Annotated in this window: 31 protein-coding genes; all 31 read left to right on the top strand. The window is 30.6% G+C overall.

What is annotated here, in order from left to right; translation table 11 throughout:
- The first annotated feature begins 53 nt into the window (after positions 1 to 53).
- The 31 genes from rpmE to ACTG47_RS18315 all read left to right on the top strand — a co-directional run bounded on the left by rpmE (position 54) and on the right by ACTG47_RS18315 (position 23,464).
- Positions 54 to 254, top strand: a complete 201-nt coding sequence (gene rpmE / locus ACTG47_RS18465) for a 50S ribosomal protein L31 (RefSeq protein WP_021386394.1) — start codon at positions 54 to 56, stop codon at positions 252 to 254.
- 144 nt (positions 255 to 398) lie between these two features.
- On the top strand, positions 399 to 1,292 hold the full coding sequence (locus ACTG47_RS18460; RefSeq protein ID WP_479925632.1) for a DUF1385 domain-containing protein: 894 nt from the start codon (positions 399 to 401) through the stop codon (positions 1,290 to 1,292).
- Positions 1,293 to 1,309: 17 nt separating this feature from the next.
- Positions 1,310 to 2,161, top strand: coding sequence for a peptide chain release factor N(5)-glutamine methyltransferase (gene prmC / locus ACTG47_RS18455; RefSeq protein ID WP_479925631.1), 852 nt, complete (start codon positions 1,310 to 1,312; stop codon positions 2,159 to 2,161).
- Between the two features lie 43 nt (positions 2,162 to 2,204).
- A complete protein-coding gene (gene prfA / locus ACTG47_RS18450) occupies positions 2,205 to 3,269 on the top strand; it encodes a peptide chain release factor 1 (RefSeq protein ID WP_169468847.1) in 1,065 nt (354 codons plus the stop codon).
- A 128-nt stretch (positions 3,270 to 3,397) separates the two neighbouring features.
- Positions 3,398 to 4,078: a ZIP family metal transporter gene (locus tag ACTG47_RS18445; RefSeq protein ID WP_479925630.1), complete on the top strand. Its 681-nt coding sequence runs from the start codon at positions 3,398 to 3,400 to the stop codon at positions 4,076 to 4,078.
- Between the two features lie 28 nt (positions 4,079 to 4,106).
- A complete protein-coding gene (locus ACTG47_RS18440; RefSeq protein WP_054271921.1) occupies positions 4,107 to 5,147 on the top strand; it encodes an L-threonylcarbamoyladenylate synthase in 1,041 nt (346 codons plus the stop codon).
- 16 nt (positions 5,148 to 5,163) lie between these two features.
- On the top strand, positions 5,164 to 5,613 hold the full coding sequence (locus ACTG47_RS18435) for a low molecular weight protein arginine phosphatase (protein ID WP_479925629.1): 450 nt from the start codon (positions 5,164 to 5,166) through the stop codon (positions 5,611 to 5,613).
- A gap of 16 nt (positions 5,614 to 5,629) precedes the next feature.
- A complete protein-coding gene (gene rpiB, locus ACTG47_RS18430) occupies positions 5,630 to 6,082 on the top strand; it encodes a ribose 5-phosphate isomerase B (protein ID WP_054271919.1) in 453 nt (150 codons plus the stop codon).
- A gap of 35 nt (positions 6,083 to 6,117) precedes the next feature.
- On the top strand, positions 6,118 to 6,747 hold the full coding sequence (gene upp, locus ACTG47_RS18425; RefSeq protein WP_054271918.1) for a uracil phosphoribosyltransferase: 630 nt from the start codon (positions 6,118 to 6,120) through the stop codon (positions 6,745 to 6,747).
- Between the two features lie 288 nt (positions 6,748 to 7,035).
- The gene (gene yqeB, locus ACTG47_RS18420; protein WP_479925628.1) at positions 7,036 to 7,851 is read left to right on the top strand and encodes a selenium-dependent molybdenum cofactor biosynthesis protein YqeB; all 816 of its coding nucleotides are present in this window, start codon (positions 7,036 to 7,038) and stop codon (positions 7,849 to 7,851) included.
- Positions 7,852 to 8,076: 225 nt separating this feature from the next.
- Entirely contained in the window at positions 8,077 to 8,514 is a 438-nt protein-coding gene (locus tag ACTG47_RS18415) for a deoxycytidylate deaminase (RefSeq protein ID WP_003421374.1), read from the top strand.
- 174 nt (positions 8,515 to 8,688) lie between these two features.
- Complete coding sequence (locus ACTG47_RS18410) at positions 8,689 to 8,916, top strand: AtpZ/AtpI family protein (protein WP_021386436.1); 228 nt, start codon at positions 8,689 to 8,691, stop codon at positions 8,914 to 8,916.
- A 4-nt stretch (positions 8,917 to 8,920) separates the two neighbouring features.
- Positions 8,921 to 9,307: an ATP synthase subunit I gene (locus ACTG47_RS18405; protein WP_169468855.1), complete on the top strand. Its 387-nt coding sequence runs from the start codon at positions 8,921 to 8,923 to the stop codon at positions 9,305 to 9,307.
- 2 nt (positions 9,308 to 9,309) lie between these two features.
- Positions 9,310 to 10,014, top strand: a complete 705-nt coding sequence (gene atpB, locus ACTG47_RS18400; RefSeq protein ID WP_054271915.1) for a F0F1 ATP synthase subunit A — start codon at positions 9,310 to 9,312, stop codon at positions 10,012 to 10,014.
- Between the two features lie 68 nt (positions 10,015 to 10,082).
- Positions 10,083 to 10,343: an ATP synthase F0 subunit C gene (gene atpE / locus ACTG47_RS18395; RefSeq protein WP_479925627.1), complete on the top strand. Its 261-nt coding sequence runs from the start codon at positions 10,083 to 10,085 to the stop codon at positions 10,341 to 10,343.
- Between the two features lie 122 nt (positions 10,344 to 10,465).
- Complete coding sequence (gene atpF / locus ACTG47_RS18390; RefSeq protein ID WP_479925626.1) at positions 10,466 to 10,963, top strand: F0F1 ATP synthase subunit B; 498 nt, start codon at positions 10,466 to 10,468, stop codon at positions 10,961 to 10,963.
- Complete coding sequence (locus ACTG47_RS18385; protein WP_479925625.1) at positions 10,960 to 11,505, top strand: F0F1 ATP synthase subunit delta; 546 nt, start codon at positions 10,960 to 10,962, stop codon at positions 11,503 to 11,505. The genes atpF and ACTG47_RS18385 overlap by 4 nt, the downstream gene beginning before the upstream one ends.
- A 16-nt stretch (positions 11,506 to 11,521) precedes the next feature.
- Positions 11,522 to 13,024, top strand: a complete 1,503-nt coding sequence (gene atpA, locus ACTG47_RS18380; protein ID WP_169468860.1) for a F0F1 ATP synthase subunit alpha — start codon at positions 11,522 to 11,524, stop codon at positions 13,022 to 13,024.
- Positions 13,025 to 13,051: 27 nt separating this feature from the next.
- Complete coding sequence (atpG, locus tag ACTG47_RS18375; protein ID WP_479925624.1) at positions 13,052 to 13,930, top strand: ATP synthase F1 subunit gamma; 879 nt, start codon at positions 13,052 to 13,054, stop codon at positions 13,928 to 13,930.
- 12 nt (positions 13,931 to 13,942) lie between these two features.
- Positions 13,943 to 15,337 carry a F0F1 ATP synthase subunit beta gene (gene atpD / locus ACTG47_RS18370; protein WP_479925623.1) on the top strand — a complete coding sequence of 465 codons (1,395 nt, stop codon included), beginning with the start codon at positions 13,943 to 13,945 and terminating at the stop codon, positions 15,335 to 15,337.
- A gap of 2 nt (positions 15,338 to 15,339) precedes the next feature.
- Positions 15,340 to 15,600 carry an ATP synthase F1 subunit epsilon gene (gene atpC, locus ACTG47_RS18365; RefSeq protein WP_054271910.1) on the top strand — a complete coding sequence of 87 codons (261 nt, stop codon included), beginning with the start codon at positions 15,340 to 15,342 and terminating at the stop codon, positions 15,598 to 15,600.
- Positions 15,601 to 16,060: 460 nt separating this feature from the next.
- Positions 16,061 to 16,441 carry a holo-ACP synthase gene (gene acpS / locus ACTG47_RS18360; protein WP_169468865.1) on the top strand — a complete coding sequence of 127 codons (381 nt, stop codon included), beginning with the start codon at positions 16,061 to 16,063 and terminating at the stop codon, positions 16,439 to 16,441.
- A 14-nt stretch (positions 16,442 to 16,455) separates the two neighbouring features.
- The gene (locus tag ACTG47_RS18355; RefSeq protein ID WP_479925622.1) at positions 16,456 to 16,917 is read left to right on the top strand and encodes a CBS domain-containing protein; all 462 of its coding nucleotides are present in this window, start codon (positions 16,456 to 16,458) and stop codon (positions 16,915 to 16,917) included.
- Positions 16,918 to 16,937: 20 nt separating this feature from the next.
- Entirely contained in the window at positions 16,938 to 17,528 is a 591-nt protein-coding gene (gene gerS / locus ACTG47_RS18350; protein WP_479925621.1) for a germination lipoprotein GerS, read from the top strand.
- Positions 17,529 to 17,542: 14 nt separating this feature from the next.
- Positions 17,543 to 18,700, top strand: coding sequence for an alanine racemase (gene alr / locus ACTG47_RS18345; RefSeq protein ID WP_479925620.1), 1,158 nt, complete (start codon positions 17,543 to 17,545; stop codon positions 18,698 to 18,700).
- 32 nt (positions 18,701 to 18,732) lie between these two features.
- Positions 18,733 to 19,020, top strand: coding sequence for a ribbon-helix-helix protein, CopG family (locus ACTG47_RS18340; protein WP_054271906.1), 288 nt, complete (start codon positions 18,733 to 18,735; stop codon positions 19,018 to 19,020).
- Positions 18,989 to 19,372, top strand: coding sequence for a type II toxin-antitoxin system PemK/MazF family toxin (locus tag ACTG47_RS18335; RefSeq protein WP_003421356.1), 384 nt, complete (start codon positions 18,989 to 18,991; stop codon positions 19,370 to 19,372). Before ACTG47_RS18340 ends, ACTG47_RS18335 begins: the two co-directional genes overlap by 32 nt.
- Before the next feature lie 171 nt (positions 19,373 to 19,543).
- Positions 19,544 to 20,371, top strand: a complete 828-nt coding sequence (locus tag ACTG47_RS18330) for a transketolase (protein WP_169468873.1) — start codon at positions 19,544 to 19,546, stop codon at positions 20,369 to 20,371.
- Positions 20,364 to 21,305, top strand: coding sequence for a transketolase family protein (locus ACTG47_RS18325; RefSeq protein ID WP_479925619.1), 942 nt, complete (start codon positions 20,364 to 20,366; stop codon positions 21,303 to 21,305). Before ACTG47_RS18330 ends, ACTG47_RS18325 begins: the two co-directional genes overlap by 8 nt.
- A 425-nt stretch (positions 21,306 to 21,730) precedes the next feature.
- Complete coding sequence (locus ACTG47_RS18320; protein ID WP_479925618.1) at positions 21,731 to 22,825, top strand: YkvI family membrane protein; 1,095 nt, start codon at positions 21,731 to 21,733, stop codon at positions 22,823 to 22,825.
- Positions 22,826 to 23,047: 222 nt separating this feature from the next.
- Entirely contained in the window at positions 23,048 to 23,464 is a 417-nt protein-coding gene (locus tag ACTG47_RS18315) for a hypothetical protein (RefSeq protein WP_479925617.1), read from the top strand.
- The last annotated feature ends 15 nt before the right edge of the window (positions 23,465 to 23,479 follow it).

The following is a 23,479-nucleotide window of genomic DNA, read 5'->3' as shown; positions in this document are numbered from 1 at the left end:
AAAAGAAAGTTAATATAATTAATTTTTTTAAATAAAGAGAAGAGGTGACTATAATGCAAAAGGAAATACAACCAAAATACAATCCAGTTGAAGTGCGTTGTGCTTGTGGGAACACATTTGCTGCTGGTTCAACTAAGGACGAAATAAAAGTTGAAATATGTTCAGAGTGCCATCCATTCTATACAGGAAAACAAAAGAACATAGAAAAAGGTGGAAGAATCGACAAATTCAAAAAAAGATTCAAAATGGATTAATTTTTATAAAAATGGAGTTGGAGGAAGCCAACTCCTATTTTATTACAAAAAAACATTCATATTCTACTTTAAATTGTCTTTTTGTATTATAATAATAAATATGTAAAATTGAGTATTCTAAATACAATAAAATGAGGTGAGTGGATGGCAAAACAAGCTGTAGGTGGGCAAGCTGTTATTGAAGGTGTAATGATGCAGTCAAAAGACAAAAGAGCAGTAGCTGTTAGAAAAAGTGACGGAGAAATAGCACTAAAAGAAGATAGAATAAAAAGTTGGGTAAGAGATAAGAATATAGATAAGATACCTTTTGTTAGAGGTTCTTTTGTTATGATAGATACAATGATTCAAGGTATAAAAAGTTTGAATTTTTCTTCAGAATTTTTTATGGAAGAAGCCGAAGAAGATAAATTTGATTTATTTATAAAGAAAATTTTTAAAGATAAAGCGAATGATATCATTATAATATTTTCATTGGTCATAGCAATGCTACTTTCTGCTGGATTATTTATTTTCATACCTACATTAGTAGGAGGAGCTTTTTCTAAAGTAATGCCTAATGACTTTATGCTCAATTTAATAGAAGGTATTATAAGAATAGTTATATTATTTGCATATATAGTACTAATCTCACGAAGCAAGGATATAGAAAGAGTATTTCAATATCATGGTGCAGAACATAAATCTATATATTGCTATGAAAATGATTTAGAACTTACAGTAGAAAACGCTAGAAAATTTAAAAGGTTACATCCTAGATGTGGTACAAATTTTTTATTTATAGTTATGGCTGTATCAATAATATTATTTGCATTTTTTGGTTGGCCAAATCCAATTCTTAGAATATTTATGAGAATCATATGTGTGCCAATAGTAGCAGGTTTATCTTATGAGGTAATCAGGATTCTTGGAAAATATGATAATAGATTCACTAAAATTGTTGCATACCCAGGGATGATGTTGCAATATTTTACAACAAAAGAGCCTGATGATGAGCAGCTAGAGGTAGCCTTAGAAGCATTAAAGGCAGTAGTAGATTAAAGAAAAGGATATTTATTATGACGATAAGAGATATAATTATTAAATATTCAGATACATTTAAAGATATAAGCGATACTCCAAGATTAGATACAGAGTTATTATTGCAAAAAGCTTTAGGTGATGTTGACAGGCTGTATATTCACTTAAATCTAAATAAAGAGTTAGCTGAAGAACAAGAAACAAAATTTATAGGTTTTGCGCAAGAAAGATTAAATGGAAGACCAATAGCCTATATAGTTGAAAATAGAGAATTTATGGGATTAGATTTCTTTGTTAAGGAAGGTGTATTAATTCCAAGACCAGATACAGAAACTTTAGTAGAAGAAATAATTGAAATATGTAAAGAAAAAAAAGATATAAGCATATTAGACATAGGTACTGGTTCTGGTGCTATTACAGTTAGTTTAGCAAAGTACATTGAAAATTCTAAAGTCATGTCTTTTGATGTATCAGAAATAGCTTTAGAAATAGCTAAAAAAAATTCTATCATAAATGGAGTTGATGAAAAGACAGAGTTCATTAATTCCGACTTATTTACAGCAATAAGTGATAGCAATATAAAATTTGACATCATAGTTTCAAATCCACCATATATTAAAAAACAAGATATAGAAACTTTGCATACACAAGTAAAAGATTATGAGCCATATAATGCTCTTGAAGGTGGAGAAGATGGATTAGATTTTTATAGAAAAATAACAGAGCAAGGTAAGAAATATCTAAGTAGATGTGGAATATTAGCATATGAAGTTGGTCATAATCAAGCTGAGGATGTTATTAATATCATGAAAAGTAATGGATATAAAAAAATATATACAAAGAAGGATATTCAAGGCATTGATAGAGTTGTTATAGGTTACAATATATGATATAATCAACAATTGATATGTTACATTTAATCGAGGTGAAAGTATGTTAAAAAAATTAGAGGTATTGGAAGATACATATAAAGACTTAAGTGAAAAAATAGGTGACCCTGATATAATAAATGATCAAAAAGTTTGGCAAAAGTATATAAAAGAACATGCTGACTTAGAGCCTATAGTTATGAAATACAGAGAGTATAAAAATGTTTTAGATAGTATAAAAGAATCAAAAGATATTTTACAAGAAGAGTCAGATGAAGAATTAAGGGAATTAGCTAAAATGGAGTTAGCTGAGATGGAAGAAAAAGTAGAACCTCTAGAGGACGAAATAAAAATATTATTATTACCTAAAGACCCTAATGATGACAAGAACGTTATAGTTGAAATTAGAGGTGGAGCTGGAGGAGATGAAGCAGCTCTATTTGCAGGCGATTTATTTAGAATGTATTCAAGATATGCTGAGAGAAGAAGATGGAAAATAGAATTATTAAGTGCAAGTGATACTGGAGTCGGTGGATATAAAGAAGTATCTTTTATGATAAAAGGTAAAGGAGCATACTCAAGATTAAAGTATGAGTCTGGAGTTCATAGAGTTCAAAGAATACCATCAACTGAATCTGGTGGAAGAATACACACATCAACTTCTACTGTTGCAGTATTACCAGAAGTTGAAGATGTAGAAGTTGAAATAAATCCAAATGATTTAAGAATAGATGTTTTCCGTTCTTCAGGTAATGGAGGGCAAAGTGTAAACACTACTGACTCTGCAGTTAGGGTAACACATATACCTACAGGTGAAGTAGTATCTTGTCAGGATGGAAAATCACAATTAAAAAATAAAGAGCAAGCTTTAAAAATATTAAAAGCTAGACTTTACGATAAAGCATTGGCAGAACAACACAAAGATATAGCAGCAGAAAGAAAGAGCCAGGTTGGAACAGGAGACAGATCAGAAAGAATAAGAACATATAATTTCCCTCAAGGTAGAATAAGTGACCATAGAATAAATTTAACTTTATATAAGCTAGATGCATTCTTAGATGGAGATATAGATGAAATGATAGATGCTTTAATTACTGTTGACCAAACAGAGAAAATGACTGCAATATAAGTAATGCTTTAAAGGGGCTGTTTCTTTCTAGAAATTATTTTCTATTTTGAAACAGCTATTTTGCATTTTAGGTCATGTTATCATATTCTACTGTATATAATTGTTATATACAAGTATAGGAGGGTTATATGATACTAAAAGTAACAATGATTGGGCTTTTGGCAGGTGTTATAGGGACAGGATTAGGAGGAGTAATATCAGCTATTTTTAAAAAAGAAGTTGATAAATATCTAAATTTCTTTATGGGATTATCTGGCGGAATAATGTTAGCTGTAGTGGTATTTGATTTGATGAAAGAATCAATGGACAAAATGGGAATAATCAATACAGTTATATTTACATTTGTTGGCGCTCTCATAACTATGTACATAAAAACAAAATTAGATGTATCTGGAAGTATGGCATCTGGGTATCTTATATTCATAAGTATATTACTACATAATTTACCAGAGGGATTAGCTATAGGTTCTTCTTTCATGTCAACGGAAAGCTTAGGCATAACTCTTGCTATAGTTATAGGTCTACACAATATACCAGAGGGATTAGCTATGGCATTGGGTTTAGTTTGCAATAAAATGAAATTAGGTAAGGTCATTTTATTTACTTTGATAGCTGGACTACCTATGGGTCTAGGAAGTTTTCTAGGTGTTTATTTTGGAGGGGCATTTACGTCTCTTATAGGTGTATTTCTTGCTACAGCAGGTGGTACAATGATGTATGTTGTATTGGAAGAAATTTTTCCGCATTCAAAAAGTGTGTATTGTATAATTGGTTTTTTGGTAGGTACAATAATTGTAAACTATATATAAAATTAAAATGAAAGCAGGCATACAAAAGATGAAAACTATTATAAGTAGTATTGATATAAATAATATTGATTATGAGGAAATAAAAATACAAGCAAAACTTCTTAGAGAAGGTAAAACAGTTATCTTTCCAACTGAGACAGTATATGGGCTAGGTGCAAATGCGTTAGATGAAAATGCGGTAAAGAAGATTTATGAAGCTAAAGGAAGACCTAGTGATAATCCATTAATAGTGCACATATATGAAAAAGAAGAAGTGTATGATTTAGCTAAAGATGTAAGTGATAAAGCTAAACTTGTTATAGAAAAGCTTTGGCCAGGACCTATAACAATAATATTAAATAAGAAAGATATAATTCCATATAGAACTAGTGGGGGGCTTGATACAGTTGCAATAAGAATGCCTTCTAATGTTATTGCCAGGGCAATAATAAAAGAAGCTGGTGTACCTATTGCAGCGCCTTCTGCAAATATATCTGGGAGACCATCTCCAACAAAAGCAAAACATGTGTATGAAGAAATGAATGGAAGAGTAGATGGAATAGTTTTGGGAGGAGATAGTAACTTTGGATTGGAATCAACTGTGTTAGATTTAACAGAAGAAACTCCAATGATATTGAGACCAGGAAGCATAACTAAAGAAGTTTTGGAAGAACTTCTTGGCGAAGTAAAACTTGACCCATCATTAAGTAAAAAAGAAGATAATCAAAAAGCTAAGGCTCCTGGAATGAAGTATAAACACTATTCTCCAAATGCAGATGTATATATTATATCTGGAAAAAGAGAAAATGTAGCAACAAAGATTAATGATATGATAAAATCTAATAAAGAGAAAGGCCTAAAAACAGGCGTAATGTGTATTAGTAGAAATAGAGAGTTTTATGATGGAGAAGTAATAGATTTAGGAAGCACTCTTGAAGAAGTTGCAAGCAACCTGTTTGATGCTCTTATAGAAATGGATAAAAAGGGTATTGATGTCATATATTCAGAGGAGTTTCCTAAGACTGGTGTTGGACAAGCAATTATGAATAGACTACTTAAGTCAGCAGGATACAAAGTAATAAAGGCTTAAAAGGGAGTTGTAAAATATGAATATACTTATTGTGTGTACAGGCAATACCTGTAGAAGCCCTATGGCTGAGGCTATATTAAAGAAGGCAATTGAAGAATCTGGAAGAAATATTGAAGAATATTGTGTATCATCAGCAGGTATATCCACAGTAGATGGTATGAATGCTTCTAAACATTCTATAGAAGTATTAAAAGAATTGGGTATAGACTTATCAAATCATAGAAGTAAAGTAATTACTAAGGAATTAATTGATAACTCGGATATAATACTAACTATGACTAAATCTCATAAAGAAATTTTAGCACAAGCAGTTCCAAAATGCAAAGAAAAAGTGTATACTTTTAAAGGGTTTGTAAATGAGAATGAGTCAGATATATCTGATCCATTTGGTGGAAATTTAGATACTTATAAAGATACTATGAAAGAAATAATATATTCTGTCAACGAAATAGTAAAAAAAATATAAAATGGAGGATAAACAAATGAAAATAGGATTAGGTTGTGACCATGGAGGATACAATTTAAAAAAAGAGATAATAAGCTATTTAGAAGGTAAAGGGATAGAATGTGTAGATTATGGAACTAATAATGCTACGGATTCTGTTGATTATCCTGTTTATGGAGAAGTAGTTGCAAATGCAGTTGTAGATAAAGAAGTAGATTATGGAATATTATGTTGTGGTACAGGTATAGGAATATCTTTAGCTGCAAATAAGGTTCCTGGAATAAGATGTGCAGTTGTATCAGATGTATTTTCTGCAAAAATGTCAAAAGCACATAATGATGCAAATATGCTGTCATTAGGTGAAAGAGTTTTAGGAAAAGGTCTAGCACTTGAAATAGTTGAAGCATGGATTAACACAGATTTTGAAGGTGATAGACATGCTAGAAGAGTAAATATGATTAAATCAATAGAAGAAAAACATAATAAATAATAAAAATTACAGTTTTATCAGGAGGAATTATCAAAATGAGTAAAGTGGTAGAGACAAATCATCCATTAATACAACATAAATTAACTTTAATGAGAGATAAAAATACTGGTTCTAAGGATTTTAGAGAACTTTTAACTGAAATTGCGATGCTGATGGGATACGAAATAACAAAAGATATACCATTAAAAGATGTAGAAATAGAAACTCCTATTCAAAAAACATCGTCTAAAGTAGTTGCAGGTAAAAAGTTGGCAATAATTCCAATTTTAAGAGCAGGTCTTGGAATGGTGGATGGATTAGTGAGCTTAATGCCAGCAGCAAAAGTTGGACATGTAGGATTATATAGAGACCCAGAAACATTAAAACCAGTTGAATACTATTGTAAACTTCCTCAAGATATAGGAGAAAGAGATATAATAGTAGTTGACCCTATGCTTGCAACAGGTGGGTCTGCTGTAGCAGCTATAGATTTACTTAAATCTAAAGGAGCTAAAAGTATAAAATTAGCTAATTTAGTGGCTGCACCAGAAGGTATAGCAGAAGTACAAAAATATCATGATGATGTTGATATATATGTTGCATCAATTGACGAAAAATTGAATGAACATGGATATATAATTCCTGGTCTTGGTGATGCTGGAGATAGATTGTTTGGAACTAAATAAAAATAAATAACAATAAATATTTCTTGGGGGCCTTCTTATATAATATATAATTTTATATAAGAAGGTTCCTTTTTATGTCTTTTTCTCAAAATAGTAATTCTTGAATTGATAAATTTCTCGAATTGAGAATAAAAAGTTTTTACCAATTAAAAAAGAATGGCTATTTTACAGGAACCTACAAAATATTAGTGTTTTTAAATATGGCATGTTAGTTGCTTACAATTAAGTTGATGTGTATTAATTAAATTAGAAATAGAATATGAATGATATTATTAGGAGTGATAATATATGAAAAATTGTATAGTGGTAAGAGGAGCAGGAGATTTAGCGACAGCAGTTATCCATAAATTACACAATAGTGGTTTTAAAGTAATTGCTCTAGAAATAGAAGAACCATTGGCTATAAGAAGACAAATTTCTTTTTGTGAAGCTGTTTATGAAAAAAAGGTAATTGTTGAAGGGGTAGAGTGCATACTTTGTAATACTGAAAAAGAAATAGAAGAGACATTGTCTCAAGATAAAGTAGCATTAATTATAGACCCAAAAGGAAAAATGCTATCTAAGATAAATCCTATTGTTTTGGTTGATGGGATATTAGCTAAGAAAAACTTGGGTACAACTAAAGATATGGCACCACTTACAATAGCTTTAGGTCCTGGGTTTTGTGCAGGGGAAGATGTAGATATTGTTATAGAAACAATGAGAGGTCATAACCTAGGAAGAATAATAACTAATGGTAAAGCAGAAAAAAATACAGGAATACCAGGTGCAATAAAAGGTTTTGCTAAAGAAAGAGTAATGCATTCACAGCATACTGGGATAATGGAAAATGTATGTAAGATAGGCGATATAGTTGAAAAAGGAGACTTAGTTTGTTATATTAGTGATTATGAAAAAAAGCATGAAGTTAGAGCAACAATACCTGGAGTGCTTAGAGGATTATTAAAAGATGGAGCAAAGGTAAGTGAAAATTTAAAAATACTAGACATAGACCCTAGAAAAGAAGAAGTTAAGAATGCTTTCACAATATCAGATAAAGCTAGATGCATAGCTGGAGGGGTTTTAGAAGCCATATTAAACAATGGAATCTATCCAAAAAATTAAATTATATTAGATAAGACTATTAATATTTTGTTAAGATGATATAATAAATTTAATAGATTAAAGAGAGCATATAACGGGTATTTAAAATTTAAATGGTAAAAATGCTCTTTTTTTATTGGACATTCAATTAACATGTGTATATAATATAAAAATAAGTATTTATTTAGCTTGAAATCTAATAAATATATAAGACCAGTACATAAGCAAAGAGGAGAAAAGTAAATTATGAGACCATCATGGGATGAATACTTCATGGAAATTGCAGAAGTAGTGAAAAAGCGTTCAACTTGTATTAGAAGGCAAGTAGGTGCTGTCATTGTAAGGGACAAACAAATATTAACAACTGGATATAATGGCTCTCCAAGAAATCTTGAACACTGTGAAAATATTGGATGTAAAAGGCAGGAATTGAATATTCCTTCAGGAGAAAGACATGAATTGTGTAGAGCATTACATGCTGAACAAAATGCCATAATACAAGCTGCTCATAATGGTATTAGTGTAGATGGAGCAACTTTGTATGTTACTACAAGGCCTTGTGTTTTGTGTGCAAAAATGTGCATAAATGCGGGTATATTAAAAATTGTTTATGAAGGCGATTATCCAGATGACATGTCTACAGAATTGTTAAAAGAAGCAGGAATAGAGCTCATAAAATTTTAGTAAATAGGAATGACATGACAATAAATGATAAAATATGACAGCAGAATTATATGGTTAAAAGAAAGTGTTTGAAAAATAATCAGATTAGTAGTAAGATATATTTTATAATTAAATAAATTTATGATATAGATTAATTAAATGTTATTTATTTTGTAATAATGAGGGATACTATTTATGAGTAAAAGAAATACACATATGGAAATTGCAAAGTTGTTTAGTTTAATAAGCCAAATAGGATTGATGATTGTAATATCAATATTAGGATGTACTTTCTTAGGAAAATTTTTAGATAGTAAATTAAATACTAGTCCAGTTCTGACAATAATATTTTTATTGTTAGGTGTTGGAGGAGCTTTCAGTGGTGTTTATAAAACTCTAATAGTATATACACGAAGGAAGTGATATATTGGATATAAAATTACTTAACCAAGTAAGGTCAGTAACAAAGGGTATAGTAATATTTGATGTAATTTTAATTGTGCTAATGTTGATAACATCAACATTAAGTAAGCCTGTATTATTGGGACTTATATTTGGCTCTATAATAGCTATGTTAAATTTTAGATTATTGGCAATATCACTGGAAAAATCAGTGACATTTCCTGCTGGAAAAGCACAAGCGTATGCATCAGCACAATATACCATTAGGTTATTTATAATGGCAGTTGTTCTAATTGCTTCAGCTAAAGTACCACATTTAAATATAATCGGAACAGCATTAGGATTATTGAGTACAAAGTTTGTCATATTATCAAAAAACTTTATAAATAAATTAAAGAGGAAGGAGGCATAAGTATGAGTCAAGCGCATTATTATCTCATAGGAAACTTTAAAATTAGTGAAACAATACTAGTGAGTTGGGGAATAATGGCCTTTTTAGCGATAGCATCTTATTTCTTGACTAGAAACTTAAAAAAAGTTCCAACTAGTAAAATCCAAATATTTTTGGAATTTGCAATAGGTGGTCTTGCTAAAATGGTTACAAATGTTATGGGTAAAAACACAATAAAAAGAATGCCATATATGATACCATACATAGGAAGTTTGTTTTTATTTTTCGCATGCTCAAATTTAAGCCCATTACTTGGATTAAGATCACCAACAACCGACTTGGATACAACTGCTGCATGGGCAATGATTACATTTTTTATGATTTATTTTGCAGGAGTTAAATTTAAGGGATTATCGTACTTTAAAGAATTGGCTCAACCACTTCCTGTAATGTTACCAATCAATATTATAGGTGAGTTAGCTAGACCAATATCATTAAGTTTCCGTCCATTTGGGAATATTTTAGGTGGAACAATTATAATGGGTCTATTTTATCAGCTTTTAGGTTTTGTATCTAGTTTAATACCAGGATTATCAATACCAATTGGACAGATACTAATACCAGTACCATTGCACTTGTATTTTGACTTGTTTGCAGGATTGTTACAAGCATATATATTCATAATGTTAACAATGGTGTTTATATCAAGTGCAGGAGAATTAGATTAAGAAATCAACTTATATTAAGATAAAAATAAAATAATTTAAAAATTTAAAGTTTTAAGGAGGAAATAATTATGGAAACAGCAATAGTAGCGGCAGCATCAGCAATAGGTGCAGGAATAGCAGTTGCAACAGGTATAGGTGCAGGGATAGGTCAAGGTGTAGCAGCAGGTAAAGCAGCAGAAGCAGTAGGAAACCAACCAGAAGCTAAAGGTGATATAACTTCAACTTTATTACTAGGTGTTGCTATAGCAGAGTCTTCAGCAATATATGGTTTGGTTATATCAATAATACTTCTATTCGTAAATCCATTCTTTAAATACTTAGGAATGTAGATTTAGTCCTTAAATATTTTGAGATAGGTTTATAGGTAAATCATCTCAAACTTATAATCATGAGAAGAGTTTTTTCTTCTCGTGATTATAAGTAGTTATGATTTATGGAAAGGAGGATAATTATGGAGAAAGCACTAGTAGGTATAACATGGGAATTTGTGTTCCAGATTGTTAATACCTTTATAATATTTTTACTTCTGAGAAAGCTTTTATTTAAGCCAGTATTAAATATAATTCAATCAAGAGAAAATGATATTAAAAATGATTTGGCAGAAGGCGAAAAAGCAAAAAATGAAGGTTTAGCTCTGAAAAAAGAATATGAGTCAAAAATCAATTTTGCTAAAGATGAAGGTCAAGAAATCATAAAACAAGCAACTATAAGAGCAGAACAGAAATCAGATGATATAGTAAATACTGCAAAGAAAGATGCTCTTGATATAAAAGAAAAAGCAAGTAAAGATGTAGAACAAGAAAGACAAAAGGTTATAAATGAAATTAAGAATGATATATCTAATATAGCATTACTTGCAGCATCTAAGGTTATTGAAAAAGATTTAGATAAATCTAAACATGAAGAATTGATAGAAAACTTTATAAAAGAGGTAGGGGAAGCTAAATGATAAATGTAATAGCCAACAGATATGCTGAAGCCCTATTTCAATTAGGAGAAGAAGAAAATTCAACTGATTTATTGTTTAAAGAATTAGAAAAAGTAGTAGATATGATGACTAAAGTTAGTAAAGATTTCTACAAAGTTTTAAAATCACCATTAGTTTCAAAATCAGAAAAGAAAAACTTAGTAGAAATTATTTTTAGTAAAGAAGTAAGTTCTAACATAAAAAACTTCTTGAAGGTCCTGGTAGACAAAGATAGAATATCATATTTAGAAGATATAGAATTAGCTTATAAAGAATTATTAAATAAGAAAAATAATGTAATTGCTGGTGTAGCAATAAGTGCTATTCCAATGAGTGAAACAGATATTAAAGAACTTGAAGTTAAACTTTCAAGTAAATATAATAAAAATGTTACTATAGAAAATGTAGTTGACAAGACTATACTAGGGGGAGTTCTAGTTAGAATTGGAAATGAGCAGATAGATGGCACTGTAAAAACTCGTCTAGATAAGATGAAAGAAAAGCTATCTGAAGTAATATCTTAAGAATGGCGGTGAACCCATGAACTTAAAACCTGAAGAAATAAGTTCTATAATTAAGCAGCAAATAAAAAATTATGAGAATAAAGTTGAGTTGACAGATACAGGTAGTGTTTTAACAGTTGGGGATGGTATAGCGAGTGTATATGGATTAGAGAAAGCTATGTCTGGTGAGTTACTAGAGTTCCCAGGTGAAATATATGGTATGGCACTTAACTTAGAAGAAGAAGTAGTTGGAGCTGTTATACTTGGTGATGACAGTGAAATAAAAGAAGGTGACATAGTTAAGAGGACTGGAAGAATAGTCGAAGTTCCAGTTGGAGAAGCTTTACTAGGTAGAGTTGTAAATTCTCTAGGTCAACCAATAGATGGAAAAGGGCCTGTAGCGTATACAAAAACTAGACCAGTTGAATCTGAGGCACCTGGTATAATAAATAGAAGATCTGTTTATGAACCATTACAAACAGGAATCAAATCAATAGACTCAATGATACCAATTGGTAGAGGTCAAAGGGAGTTAATAATAGGTGACAGACAAACTGGTAAAACATCTATAGTTATTGACACTATATTAAATCAAAAAGGAAAAGATGTTATATGTATATATGTAGCAATTGGGCAAAAACGTTCTACTATAGCTCAATTGGTTAATTCACTAGAAAAAGGTGGAGCTTTAGACTATACAATAGTAGTTTCAGCAACAGCATCAGAATCAGCACCACTTCAATATATAGCACCATATGCTGGAGCAGCAATGGGTGAAGAATTTATGTACAATGGAAAACATGTACTTATAGTATATGATGATTTAAGTAAACAAGCCGTTGCATATAGAGAAATGTCATTATTACTTAGAAGACCACCAGGACGTGAAGCATATCCTGGAGATGTATTCTATTTACATTCAAGATTACTTGAAAGAGCAGCTAAGTTATCAGATGAATTAGGTGGAGGTTCAATGACTGCTTTACCTATAATAGAAACTCAAGCTGGTGACGTTTCTGCATATATACCAACAAATGTTATATCTATAACAGATGGTCAAATATACTTACAACCAGAATTATTCTATTCAGGTGTAAGACCAGCAGTTGACCCTGGTATATCAGTATCGAGGGTTGGTGGTTCTGCGCAAATTAAAGCAATGAAAAAGGTTGCAGGTACATTAAAACTTGCATATTCACAATATAGAGAACTTGCAGCATTCTCACAATTTGGTTCTGACTTAGATGAAGATACTAAAAAGAGACTTGCTCAAGGTGAAAGAATAGTTGAGATATTAAAACAAGGTGAGCATCAACCAATAAAAGTTGAAAATCAAGTTATGATAATATACGCTGTTATAAATAATCATCTAGAGGATATTCCAATAGATAATATAGCGAGATTTGAATCAGAATTGTATGCATTTGTAGATAATAATTATCCAGAAATATCAAGAAAAATATTAAGTGGAGATGACTTCACTCATGATTTAACAGATGCAATAAATGAATTTAAAGAAAAGTTTGTTGTTGAAGTATAATCCTTTTTAAAAAAGGAGGTAAATTAATTGGCAGGAGCTGGAATTAAAGCAATCAAAATACGTATGGGAACTGTTGAAAGTACAAAACAAATAACTAAAGCTATGGAACTAGTTGCATCTTCTAAGCTTAGAAAAGCAAAAGAAAAAGCTGAAGATTCAAGAGAATACTTTAATACTTTGTACGATACAGTAAAAGATATAGCCCAAACAACACGTGGAGTTAGAAATGAATTTTTAAAAGAAAGAGAAGTAAAAAATAAGTGCTATATAGTAGTAGCTGGAGACAGAGGTCTTGCTGGTGGATACAATTCCAATGTGTTAAAGGAGTCTGTATCTCATATGCAAGGTAAAAAGGAAACAGTCATAACTGTAGGAAAGAAAGCTCACGAATTCTTTTCTAAAAGAGATTACAATATAGCAAAAGATATAAATAGTGTTGAAGCTTGTGGATATGAAGATGCGATAGAAATTTCACAAACTATTATTGACTTGTATAAAAAAGGTGAAGTAGATGAAGTTTATATTTCTTATACAAAATTTAAATCAGCTTTATCACAAGAAGTTGAAATTTTAAAATTGCTTCCATTAGTTTTTGAAAAAGATACAGATGACCATGGAATCATAATAAAAGAAGAAAAGCAAAGTAAATCAAAAGTACAATATATACCATCAGCAGAGGCAGTTTTAAGTTATATTGTACCTCAGTTTATATCAGGTACAGTATATGGTGGAATCTTGGAATCTTTTGCATCAGAGCAAGGTGCTAGAAGAACTGCGATGGAATCAGCTACAGATAATGCGAATGAAATGCTATCTAATTTAGAGTTAAGTTATAACAGAGCAAGACAGTCAGCTGTAACTCAAGAAATAACAGAGATAGTTGGTGGAGTTGAAGCTCTAAAATAGGGAGGTTAGGAAATGGCAAATGTAGGTAAAGTAGTACAGATTGTAGGAGCTGTACTAGATGTTAAGTTTGATAGTGAACAAAGCCTACCTAACTTATTAAATGCGTTAGTAATAAAGTTAGGAGATAAAGAAATAGTTGCAGAAGTTGCTCAACATATAGGTGATGATACTGTAAGATGTATATCTATGAGTGCAACAGACGGACTTGTAAGAGGTATGGAAGTTGTAGATACAGGCGGACCAATAAGTGTTCCTGTTGGAGACGAGACTTTAGGTAGAATATTTAATGTTCTTGGAAAACCAGTTGATGGAAAACCAGCTCCGAAATCTGCACCTAAATTACCTATACATAGACCAGCACCAGCGTATGATGAACTAGAAACTACAGCTGAAATACTGGAAACAGGTATTAAGGTAGTTGACTTACTAGCACCATATCTAAAAGGTGGAAAAATAGGTCTATTTGGAGGCGCAGGAGTAGGAAAAACAGTTTTAATACAAGAACTTATAAACAATATTGCTAAGCAACATGGTGGTATTTCTGTATTCTCAGGAGTAGGAGAAAGAACAAGAGAAGGTAATGACCTTTATGGAGAGATGAGTGAGTCTGGGGTTATAAACAAAACTGCTCTAGTGTTTGGTCAGATGAATGAGCCACCTGGAGCAAGAATGAGAGTTGCTTTAACTGGACTTACAATGGCAGAGCATTTTAGAGATGAACAAGGACAAGACGTTTTACTTTTCGTTGATAATATATTCCGTTTCACACAAGCTGGTTCAGAAGTTTCAGCACTTCTAGGACGTATGCCATCAGCTGTTGGTTATCAGCCAACATTAGCTACTGAAATGGGTGCGCTTCAAGAGAGAATAACATCAACTAAGAAAGGTTCAATAACATCTGTTCAAGCAGTATATGTGCCAGCAGATGACTTAACTGACCCAGCACCAGCTACAACATTCTCTCACTTAGATGCAAAAACAGTTTTATCTAGACAGATATCATCATTGGGTATATATCCAGCAGTTGACCCTCTTGAATCTACATCAAGAATTCTTGACCCTAATATAGTAGGAAAGGAACATTATGAAGTAGCCAGAGGAGTACAATCAATACTTCAAAGATATAAAGAACTTCAAGATATAATCGCTATACTTGGTATGGATGAATTGTCTGATGAAGATAAGTTAATAGTTGCACGTGCCAGAAAGATACAAAGATTCTTATCTCAGTCATTTACAGTTGCTGAGCAATTTACAGGAAATCCAGGTCAATATGTTCCTGTTAAAGAGACTGTAAGAGGATTTAAAGAAATCCTTGAGGGTAAACATGATAACTTACCAGAGTCAGCATTCTTGTTTGTAGGAACAATAGAAGATGCTGTTAAAAAAGCGAAGGGAAGTATGTAGTCATGGCTAGTGAATTTTCATTGAAAGTTGTAACTCCAGATAATACTTTTTATGATGGAGATGTTGAAATGATAGTAGTTAGAACTACAAAAGGGGACAAAGGAGTATTGAAAGGTCATATACCATTTGTTTCAGGTATACCTGTAGGAACTTTAAAGATAAAAAAAGATGGAAGTTTTAAAGAGGCGAAGATAGCAGAAGGATTCGTTAATGTAGCTCAAAATAAAACTGTTATATTAACAGAATCTGCTGAATGGATTTAATAAATTAGTTTATAATCTTAAAAGTCATTTTGACCAAAAAATATTTTGGATAAAATGGCTTTTTTTATTTTTGATGTTAATAAAATAACAAAGAAAATGTAATTTTTTAGTGATAATAAATTCACAAAAAATTTAAATTTACTGCAAAATTATGTTGTAATTAAGAATATAAAGAAGGTTTAGATAGGTTTTATGTAAGTGAAAACATCTTCATATAATAAATATATATAAAATTTTTATAAAATTTAAAAAATTTGCTTAGTTGTGTAGTATAATAAATAATATAATAGATTTGTATATAATATTCATTACAAATAATTTTAAAAGTTACAATTTTATTATAATGATTATTAAATTAAGATAAGTAACATAAACTAAATAATAATATGTATTATCAATAGTAAATTTATAAATTCATTATTAATATTTAAAGAATCATTATAAATTTTCTGGAGGAACAATGAATATATTTGATATTGGTGTAGACATAATTGAAATTGACAGAATAAAAAAAGCTGTAGAAAAAAATAACAGGTTTTTGGAAAAAATATTTACTGATAAAGAAATTGAATATTTTAACTCGAAGAATTTTAAAGCAGAAAGTATAGCAGGCAATTTCGCAGCTAAAGAAGCTATAAGTAAATCTATGGGCACAGGGATTAGAGTATTTAACTTTAAAGACATAGAAGTTCTCAGAAATGAAATGGGAAAGCCAATAGTAAAAACTTATAATAATCTCGCAAAAATGTGCATAGATTATAATGTTTTAGAAATAAAAGTTTCAATATCACATTCAAAAGATTATGCTATAGCAAATGCGATAACCATAATTAAGGACTAAGGAGTGATTACATTATGATGGACAAAACAGCAAAAGAAATAATGACAACAGATGTAATAGTAGCAAAACAAGATGATAGTATAGCAGATGTAGCTAATATGCTAATTGCAGAAAAAATAGGAGGTTTGCCTGTTGTAGATTCAGAAAACAGAGTTGTTGGAGTAATTTCTGAAACAGATATTCTTAAAAAGGAAAAATATATAGAAGCACCTCTCTATATAAATCTATTACAAGGATTGATTTTCTTAGATGATTTAAAAAAGGTAGAAAAAGATATAAAGCAAGTGGCTGCTTATAAAGTTGGAGAACTTATGTCTAAAGATATAATAAAGGTTCATGAAGATGATAAGTTTGATGATGTAGCCAATCTAATGATTAAAAAATCAATAAATAGAGTTCCTGTGGTAGATGATGACAATAAACTTAAAGGTATAATTTGTAGATATGATATAATAAAAGCTTTATACAATGAATAAACTAGAGTAGGAGGTGTGATGTGAGAAAAAAGTGGACCATAGTATGTATTATGTTTTTGGCACTGGTTATAATTGTAATAGGATGCCAAAAGCGACAGTCCACAAAAGAAGAAGTATACAAAGACTTTCAAAAGCAGATTTCTGATATGAATTCTTACAGTTGTAAAGCTGAAGTAGAAGTATTTGGAAATAAGAGCCCACACAATTATGTTTTAATTCATACTTATAAAAAAACTGATAACTATAAATTAGAAGTAATTTCCCCAAAACATTTAAAAGGGAAGAGTATAGAGTATCAAGGTGATAAAATATTAGTTAAAAATCCAAATATCAGCGATATAGTGGAATTACCTAATACAGGAAAGAACAATCAATATCTTTTTATAGGAGACTTTATAAAAAATTATCTTCAAAACGAAGAGATGAAAATAAAGTTATCCAAAGGACATTTGGTTCTAGAAACTTTTATTCCTGGGGATAATAAATATTTTAATAAGCAAGTATTATATGTAAATGCTGACACAAAGAACCCTGAAAAAATGGAAGTATTGGATAAAGAAGGAGTGCCAAGATTTACAGTAAAATACAAAAATTTTGAATACAGAAACTAAGGGGGACTAAAGAAATGCAAAAAATAACAGTGCCTACATGGGCAGAGATAAATCTAGATAACTTAAGATTTAACTTAAATAATATTAAAAATTTATTAGAAGAAGATATTAAGGTTTGTGGAGTAATAAAAGCTGATGCATATGGACATGGTGCAGTAGAAGTTGCAAAATTACTAGAAAAAGAAAAAGTAGATTATTTAGCAGTAGCAAGAACTGCTGAAGGAATTGAACTTAGACAAAATGGCATAACACTTCCTATTTTAAATTTAGGATATACTCCAGACGAAGCTTTCGAAGATTCTATAAAAAATAAAATAACTATGACAGTTTATTCTTTAGAAACAGCACAAAAGATAAACGAAGTTGCAAAATCTTTAGGAGAAAAAGCCTGTGTTCACATTAAAATAGACTCAGGAATGACTAGAATAGGTTTCCAACCTAATGAGGAGTCAGTACAGGAAATAATAAAATTAAATAAATTAGAATATATAAATTTAGAAGGTATGTTTACTCATTTCGCTACAGCTGATGAAGTAAGTAAAGAGTACACTTATAAACAAGCTAATAATTATAAATTTATGTCTGATAAGTTGGACGAAGCTGGTGTAAAAATAGCTATAAAACATGTATCAAACAGTGCAGCTATTATGGATTGCCCTGATTTAAGGTTAAATATGGTAAGAGCAGGAATAATATTATATGGTCATTATCCATCTGATGATGTGTTTAAAGAAAGATTAGAACTAAAACCAGCAATGAAATTAAAATCAAAAATCGGACATATAAAACAAGTTGAACCAGGTATAGGAATAAGTTATGGGCTAAAGTATACAACTACTGGTAAAGAAACAATCGCTACAATTCCAATAGGATATGCAGATGGGTTTACTAGAATTCAAAAAAATCCAAAGGTTCTTATTAAAGGAGAAGTGTTTGATGTAGTTGGTAGAATATGTATGGATCAAATAATGGTTAGAATTGACAAAGATATAGACATAAAAGTTGGAGATGAGGTTATACTATTTGGAGAAGGTGAAGTTACAGCTGAACGTATAGCCCAAGACTTAGGAACTATAAACTATGAAGTGTTATGTATGATATCAAGAAGAGTTGACCGTGTTTATATGGAAAATAATGAGCTTGTACAAATAAACAGTTATTTGCTAAAATAAAACCATGATATTATAATCTGGGAGGCGATTTTGTGTACGATAAAAGTAAAGAAAAAATAGAAGTTACTTTACCAGACTCTCTGATTTCTGAAGTTGATAGTATAGTTCAGATGGAGAACAGTAACAGAGAAGATTTTGCAAAAGCTGCTTTTCAGTTCTATATAACTCAGAAAAAGAGAATTCATATTAAAGAATCTATGAAAACGGGTTATAGAGAAATGGGTCAAATCAATCTGTCATTGGCTGAGTTAGGTATGACAGTTGAAGAAGTATCTTCTGATGATAAAAATGAAGGGAAGATTGCCCAAGGTGAGTACTAATTGTGAAATAAAGCGTGGTGATTTATATTACGCTGATTTAAGTCCAGTTGTTGGTTCAGAGCAGGGAGGCGTTAGACCTGTTCTGATAATACAAAATGATGTAGGTAATAAATATAGTCCTACAGTTATAGTATCAGCTATAACATCTCAGATTAATAAAGCCAAATTACCTACTCATGTAGAGATAAGTTCCAATGAATATGGGCTTAATAAAGACTCAGTAATTCTTTTAGAGCAAATTAGAACTATTGATAAAAAGAGACTGAGGGAGAAAATTGGTTGTCTAGATGAAAATATGATGATAAAAGTAGATGATGGACTTCAAATAAGTTTAGGATTGTTTACTTTTTAAAGAGGGATTTGTCTTTTATTAGACAATCCCTCTTTTCTTTAAAAATATCTTTTAGAGTTTAATTTTAATAGGGTGTGTTAAGAAAATCAAAAATAACGCAAAAAAATAGCATAAAAGTGATATAATAATATGGAATTGATATAAAATTACGAACTCAAGGGAGGTAATTGCATGAGAGACCATAAAGGATTAAATGAGATTGCGCGTATCATAAGAAGAGATATAGTTTCTATGATACATAGAGCCAAATCTGGACATCCAGGAGGGTCATTATCAGTAGTTGAAATACTTACTGCGTTATACTTTGATGAAATGAATGTGGATTCTTCAAAGCCTAAAATGGAGGATAGAGATAGATTTGTATTATCAAAAGGACATGCTGCACCAGCATTATATGCTACATTGGCTGAAAAAGGATATTTTGATAAGGAAGAACTAAATGGTCTAAGGAAAATTGGAAGAATGTTACAAGGGCATCCAGATATGAAAGGCACGCCTGGTATAGAGATATCTACAGGCTCTCTAGGGCAAGGTTTTTCAGTTGCATGTGGTATGGCGATGGCATCAAAGTTGGATAATGCCCCATGGAATGTATATACTTTACTTGGTGATGGAGAAGTTCAAGAGGGTATTGTTTGGGAAGCTGCTATGAGTGCAGCGCATTATAAGCTTGATAATTTAATTGCTTTTTTAGATAATAATGGGCTTCAAATAGACGGAGATACGGAAAGTGTAATGAATTTGGGTTCAATAGTTGATAAATTTAAAGCTTTTGGGTGGAATGTAATTGAAATAGATGGACATGATTTTGACCAAATATTTGCTGCTCTTGATATAGCTAAATCAACAGTTAAAAAACCTACAATGATAATTGCAAAAACTATAAAAGGCAAAGGAATATCTTTTATGGAAAATCAAGCAGGATGGCACGGAACAGCTCCAAGTGACGAAGAGTTAGAAAAAGCCTTGCTTGAACTAGGAGGTGCTGACAATGAGTAAAATGGCGACGAGAGAGGCATATGGTAAAGCATTAGTAAAACTAGGTCAAATAAATGACAATGTTGTTGTGTTAGATGCAGACCTATCAAAATCTACAAAAACACATGACTTTTACAAATTATTTCCAGATAGATTTTTTAATATGGGTATAGCGGAACAAAATTTAATAGGTGCTGCTTGTGGATTATCAACTGCTGGCAAAATACCTTTTGCAAGTACTTTTGCTATGTTTGCTACAGGAAGAGCTTTTGAGATTATAAGAAATTCAGTTTGCTATCCAAAACTAAATGTAAAAATCTGTGCTACTCATGCAGGTCTTACTGTTGGAGAAGATGGAGCATCTCATGAAAGTGTGGAGGATATTGCTATAATGAGAGCTATACCAAATATGACAGTTCTTGTTCCAGCTGATGGTATTGAAACAGAGAAAATGATTTTTGAAGTAGCTAAATATAATGGGCCTGTTTATGTTAGGCTAGGAAGAAGTTCAGTACCAGTTTTATTTGATGAAAACTATGAGTTTGAAATAGGAAAAGGTACAGTTTTAAGAGATGGTGATGATGTATCGATTATAGCTTGTGGAATTATGGTAAATGAGGCTATACTGGCACAAGAAAAGTTGCAAGAAGAAGGTATAAGTGCTAGGGTCATAAATATGTCTACAATAAAGCCTATAGATAAAGATTTAATATTAAAAACAGCAAAAGAAACAAATGCAATAGTAACTGTAGAAGAACATAGTATAATTGGAGGACTAGGTTCTGCTGTAAGTGAAGTAGTTGGAGAGTCTTATCCAACTATAGTAAAAAAAGTTGGAGTTAAAGATTCGTTTGGAGAATCTGGTGCCCCAAATGAATTGTTAAAAAAATATGAATTAACTTGTGATGATATAATAAAAGTTGTCAAAGAAGCCATTCTTGCAAAAAGAATTTAAGACATATAAATTATTCATATTTGTTAATAATATAATATATTTGAAGGAGAGATATAAAGGTATGTATTAATTTATATCTCTCTTTTTTATACATGATATCAATATATCAAAAATGTAATAAAATATTCAAATTTTTACAAAAATAGAGAAAATATTCAAATATATATTGACTATTCAGAAAAATATGACTAATATATAGTTTATAGGGAAATTAATTTTATATATAAAAGCTACTTAGACAAAAAAGAATTTATTAAATCTTATGAAGGGAGGTATACTGTATAAAAAATATATTATAAGTTTTAAGTTATTATACTAAAAAGCTCTAAAACAGTTATCATGTATTTTATGTTAAAGGAAATTATAGGTAGTTTATAGAATTGTTTAAGCAGATGAAAAATTTCACGTGGGGAGGTAACTGAGATATGTCAGAAAAGGTAAACGTTAAAACAGTCATAAGTTTTGCAGGAGCTTATGTAGCAACAGTAATTGGTTCTGGATTTGCAACAGGACAGGAAATAATGCAATTTTTCACTTTTTATGGTTTTGCAGGAGTTATTGGTGGGATAATTTCAATGGTATTATTCTCATGGATGGGTGCTTCAGTTATGTCAAAAGGTAAAGAACTTCAACTTAAAGAGCCTATTAAAATTTATCGTGTTTATTGTGGTAAGTATTTAGGAATATTCTTTGAGTGGTTTGGACCATTATTCTTATTTGGTGTTTTCGTAGTAATGATTTCAGGAGCAGGAGCAACTTTAACTGAGTACTATGGATTAAATCCATTTGTAGGTAGAGTTGGTATGGCAGTAGTAGCATTATTAACTGTTTCACTAGGTCTTGATAAATTATCAAAGATACTGGGTGGAATAGGACCTATAATAATAATCTTTACACTTTTAGTTGGTGGTATAAGTTTAGCTCATAATATAGGTAATATAGGTCAAGCAGCAGAAGTTCTTAGTACTGTAAAAATATCTAAGCCAGTTCCAAATGCGTACCTATCTGGTGTAATATACACTACTTATAATACAATCGTTGTCATGGCGTTCTTAACAGGTTTAGGAGCAAGTGCTGCTAATAAAAAAGAAGCCGTTTGTGGTGGTATATTAGGTGGGGTAGCACTTATGGCAGCAGCTATAATGATGCATTTAGCTATTCTTTCTGATATAGGAAACTTATATTCAAAAGCAATACCTTCATTATTCTTAGCTGATAAGATTTCACCAATAGTTGGAGTTTTATTCTCAATAATTCTTATATTAGGTATATATACAACAGCTGTACCTCTATTATGGTCAGTAACTAATAGATTTGTTGATGATAATCATCCTAAGTTTAAAATAATAACATTAATAACAGCTATATTAGGTCTTATAGGTGGATTCCTACCATTTGATAAGCTGGTTGGTATTTTATATCCATACACTGGATATATGGGAGTCATAATACTGGTCTGTGTCCTTTATAGACAGATTACAAAGACCTCTGGATATCAAGAAGGCGTTAGTGATAAATAAATATTTTAAGATTGAAAATCAAAGAGCTATATTAAAACAATTAAATTGTTTTAATATAGCTCTTTTTATTTTATGTTTTATTTATTAAAAAATATCGAAAACATGTTTTTTTATTGTATTACATATATTTATAATTATGGATAAACATATTCTAATCAATAATTTAGAGTCTAAGATAAGGTTGTAAATCATATATTTAAATAGATAGGAGGAGTGATAAGATTGAATGTAAAGTTTAATATTAAAGGTATAATTTATGGAGTTATAGCTCTTGTATTTGTTATAGGTGGATTTATATTCATACCAAGTATGTTTGTAGAGAAATCTAAGCCTGTAGATTATACTATATTACAAAGAAATTCAATACCAGAAAAAATACTTGATGTCATGGATAAGTATACAAATGAAGAAAGAGCATTGGCAGCTAAAATTGATGACAAAATATACATCATAGTAACTAGAGGAAATAATAAATATGGTATAGAAATGAACAAAATAGAAAGTGTGAGTGAAGAAGGGAAGAATGTTTTAAGAGTCAAGATAAAGTATAAAGATAAGGAGGATTCTTATCCGTACATAGTTGTTGAAACAAATATGAGTGAGCTTCCAGATAGGATAGAATTAAATTCAATTAAATAAAAATATGTTTTATAG

Source organism: Clostridioides sp. LIBA-6622 (assembly GCF_056716095.1).
This window is presented reverse-complemented; position numbering and strand designations above follow the sequence as displayed.

What these genes read in the sequence shown, in the direction of transcription:
- rpmE (WP_021386394.1), top strand. Translation starts at nt 54, where the DNA reads ATGCAAAAGGAAATACAACCAAAATACAATCCAGTTGAAGTGCGTTGT.
- ACTG47_RS18460 (WP_479925632.1), top strand. Translation starts at nt 399, where the DNA reads ATGGCAAAACAAGCTGTAGGTGGGCAAGCTGTTATTGAAGGTGTAATG.
- prmC (WP_479925631.1), top strand. Translation starts at nt 1,310, where the DNA reads ATGACGATAAGAGATATAATTATTAAATATTCAGATACATTTAAAGAT.
- prfA (WP_169468847.1), top strand. Translation starts at nt 2,205, where the DNA reads ATGTTAAAAAAATTAGAGGTATTGGAAGATACATATAAAGACTTAAGT.
- ACTG47_RS18445 (WP_479925630.1), top strand. Translation starts at nt 3,398, where the DNA reads ATGATACTAAAAGTAACAATGATTGGGCTTTTGGCAGGTGTTATAGGG.
- ACTG47_RS18440 (WP_054271921.1), top strand. Translation starts at nt 4,107, where the DNA reads ATGAAAACTATTATAAGTAGTATTGATATAAATAATATTGATTATGAG.
- ACTG47_RS18435 (WP_479925629.1), top strand. Translation starts at nt 5,164, where the DNA reads ATGAATATACTTATTGTGTGTACAGGCAATACCTGTAGAAGCCCTATG.
- rpiB (WP_054271919.1), top strand. Translation starts at nt 5,630, where the DNA reads ATGAAAATAGGATTAGGTTGTGACCATGGAGGATACAATTTAAAAAAA.
- upp (WP_054271918.1), top strand. Translation starts at nt 6,118, where the DNA reads ATGAGTAAAGTGGTAGAGACAAATCATCCATTAATACAACATAAATTA.
- yqeB (WP_479925628.1), top strand. Translation starts at nt 7,036, where the DNA reads ATGAAAAATTGTATAGTGGTAAGAGGAGCAGGAGATTTAGCGACAGCA.
- ACTG47_RS18415 (WP_003421374.1), top strand. Translation starts at nt 8,077, where the DNA reads ATGAGACCATCATGGGATGAATACTTCATGGAAATTGCAGAAGTAGTG.
- ACTG47_RS18410 (WP_021386436.1), top strand. Translation starts at nt 8,689, where the DNA reads ATGAGTAAAAGAAATACACATATGGAAATTGCAAAGTTGTTTAGTTTA.
- atpB (WP_054271915.1), top strand. Translation starts at nt 9,310, where the DNA reads ATGAGTCAAGCGCATTATTATCTCATAGGAAACTTTAAAATTAGTGAA.
- atpE (WP_479925627.1), top strand. Translation starts at nt 10,083, where the DNA reads ATGGAAACAGCAATAGTAGCGGCAGCATCAGCAATAGGTGCAGGAATA.
- atpF (WP_479925626.1), top strand. Translation starts at nt 10,466, where the DNA reads ATGGAGAAAGCACTAGTAGGTATAACATGGGAATTTGTGTTCCAGATT.
- ACTG47_RS18385 (WP_479925625.1), top strand. Translation starts at nt 10,960, where the DNA reads ATGATAAATGTAATAGCCAACAGATATGCTGAAGCCCTATTTCAATTA.
- atpA (WP_169468860.1), top strand. Translation starts at nt 11,522, where the DNA reads ATGAACTTAAAACCTGAAGAAATAAGTTCTATAATTAAGCAGCAAATA.
- atpD (WP_479925623.1), top strand. Translation starts at nt 13,943, where the DNA reads ATGGCAAATGTAGGTAAAGTAGTACAGATTGTAGGAGCTGTACTAGAT.
- atpC (WP_054271910.1), top strand. Translation starts at nt 15,340, where the DNA reads ATGGCTAGTGAATTTTCATTGAAAGTTGTAACTCCAGATAATACTTTT.
- acpS (WP_169468865.1), top strand. Translation starts at nt 16,061, where the DNA reads ATGAATATATTTGATATTGGTGTAGACATAATTGAAATTGACAGAATA.
- ACTG47_RS18355 (WP_479925622.1), top strand. Translation starts at nt 16,456, where the DNA reads ATGATGGACAAAACAGCAAAAGAAATAATGACAACAGATGTAATAGTA.
- alr (WP_479925620.1), top strand. Translation starts at nt 17,543, where the DNA reads ATGCAAAAAATAACAGTGCCTACATGGGCAGAGATAAATCTAGATAAC.
- ACTG47_RS18335 (WP_003421356.1), top strand. Translation starts at nt 18,989, where the DNA reads ATGAAGGGAAGATTGCCCAAGGTGAGTACTAATTGTGAAATAAAGCGT.
- ACTG47_RS18330 (WP_169468873.1), top strand. Translation starts at nt 19,544, where the DNA reads ATGAGAGACCATAAAGGATTAAATGAGATTGCGCGTATCATAAGAAGA.
- ACTG47_RS18325 (WP_479925619.1), top strand. Translation starts at nt 20,364, where the DNA reads ATGAGTAAAATGGCGACGAGAGAGGCATATGGTAAAGCATTAGTAAAA.
- ACTG47_RS18320 (WP_479925618.1), top strand. Translation starts at nt 21,731, where the DNA reads ATGTCAGAAAAGGTAAACGTTAAAACAGTCATAAGTTTTGCAGGAGCT.